Source organism: Clostridium sp. HBUAS56017 (assembly GCF_007115085.1).
Taxonomy (GTDB): Bacteria; Bacillota; Clostridia; order Clostridiales; family Clostridiaceae; genus Clostridium; species Clostridium cibarium.
Map to the genome: position 1 here is coordinate 1 of NZ_SULK01000058.1, position 1,794 is coordinate 1,794.

The following is a 1,794-nucleotide window of genomic DNA, read 5'->3' on the forward strand; positions in this document are numbered from 1 at the left end:
CCTTGTCTTAAGCTAATGGTTGGCACTATCAACCCCCATATCGGACTTTCACCGACTAGTACGTGTCCATGCTGGGCACACATAAGTAGAAAAACTAGTACATATAGTACTAGTTTTTCTACTTAAAGCGAAATCTTCTATAATATAACTACTGCTTTAATCAAATCTTTTGGCTTATTCTTCATAAGTAAAAGAGCTTCTTCTATATGTTCAAAACCATGATATACATGAGTAACTAACTTACTTAAATCAACTCTATTATACACTACCATGTCCCTTAGCATTTCTGCTCTAAGTCGTCCTCCTGGACATAATCCTCCTCTTATAGTCTTATGTGCCATTCCGCATCCCCATTCAACACGAGGTATTGGCAAAGTTTCACCATTTCCATGATAATTGATATTTGAAATTATTCCACCAGGTTTAACCATAGATACTGCCTGTGCTAAAGTTTCTGCACCACCGCCAGCCATGATTACACGGTCAACACCCTTATTGTCTGTCAAATTCATAATTTGTTTAACTATATCTCCATCTTTATAGTTCACAATATCTGTGGCACCATAAAACTTAGCTGTTTCAACACACACAGGTCTACTTCCTACACCTATTATTCTACCTGCTCCACGCAATTTAGCTCCTGCTATAGCCATTAGTCCAACTGCACCAATTCCAATAACTACAACACTTGATCCCATCTGTATTTCTGCAAGTTCAGCCCCATGAAAACCTGTTGTCATCATATCTGTTATCATAACTGCATTTTCTACTGATATCTCTTTTGGCAAAATTGCAAGATTCATATCTGCATCATTTACATGAAAATATTCTGCAAATACTCCATCTTTAAAATTTGAAAACTTCCATCCTGCAAGCATACCATTTGAATGTTGTTGAAAACCAGCTTGGACCTCTAATGATCTCCAATCTGGAGTTGTACAAGGTACAATAACTCTGTCTCCCACTTTAAATTCCTTAACTTCACTTCCAATTTCAACAATTTCACCTACAGCCTCATGTCCCAGAATCATGTTTTTTCTTTCCCCTAAAGCGCCTTCAAAAACAGTGTGTATATCTGATGTACATGGTGATACAGCTAATGGGCGTACAATTGCATCATATGCCCCTGCAATGGGCTTCTCCTTTTCTATCCATCCTACCTTATTAACACCTAACATTGCAAAACCCTTCATAAATATCATCTCCATAATAATTTTAATTCACAATATATTTGTAATGTAGCAATGGTATTATATATTTTTCTCCATAGATAACTCAATATAATTACATCACTACATTAGTATGAATATGCTTAAATAATTCAATAATGAATTATAAATGCACAATTTTTAAAATTAAATCTCTTACTCCTTACCTATGAGTTATCTCATATATTTTTAATTTCAAGATAAAAAATAATTGACAAGTGATAGCAAAGCAGTTAAAATATAATCAAAGTTGATAATGATTATCAATAACATTGTATTTATAATTGTGATTTAGAAGTCAAAAAACACCTCAATGCATATTCGCACATTTATGCATAATAATTAAGTTAATACATCATATTCTATATATTAATTTCTTTTCACAATTGTATCTAGAATATACAGAAAAAAGATCTATACATTCTGTATAGATCTTTTTTTAACAAATTATAAAAAGCAAGGAGTGATCTTATGAAAAAATATGTTGAAATTGTTGATATAGTAGGAAGACAAATATTAGATTCTAGATGTTTTCCAACAGTTGAAGTTGAGGTTTATTTAGATGATGGAACTATAGGTAGAGCAG

Annotated in this window: 2 protein-coding genes; one reads left to right on the forward strand and one right to left on the reverse strand. The window is 32.7% G+C overall.

Going from position 1 to position 1,794, the window contains the following annotated elements; genetic code table 11:
* Nucleotides 1-137: 137 nt before the first annotated feature.
* Nucleotides 138-1,193: an NAD(P)-dependent alcohol dehydrogenase gene (locus FAY47_RS19815; protein WP_143318647.1), complete on the reverse strand. Its 1,056-nt coding sequence runs from the start codon at nt 1,191-1,193 to the stop codon at nt 138-140.
* Nucleotides 1,194-1,679: 486 nt separating this feature from the next.
* Between FAY47_RS19815 and FAY47_RS21305 the strand changes: the two genes are divergently transcribed.
* Nucleotides 1,680-1,794 (forward strand): hypothetical protein (locus tag FAY47_RS21305; RefSeq protein ID WP_143318648.1); only part of this gene is annotated, 115 nt, incomplete at its 3' end.

Bases quoted from the DNA above. Each gene is read 5' to 3' on its own strand.
- FAY47_RS19815 (WP_143318647.1), bottom strand. From the start codon at position 1,193: ATGAAGGGTTTTGCAATGTTAGGTGTTAATAAGGTAGGATGGATAGAA.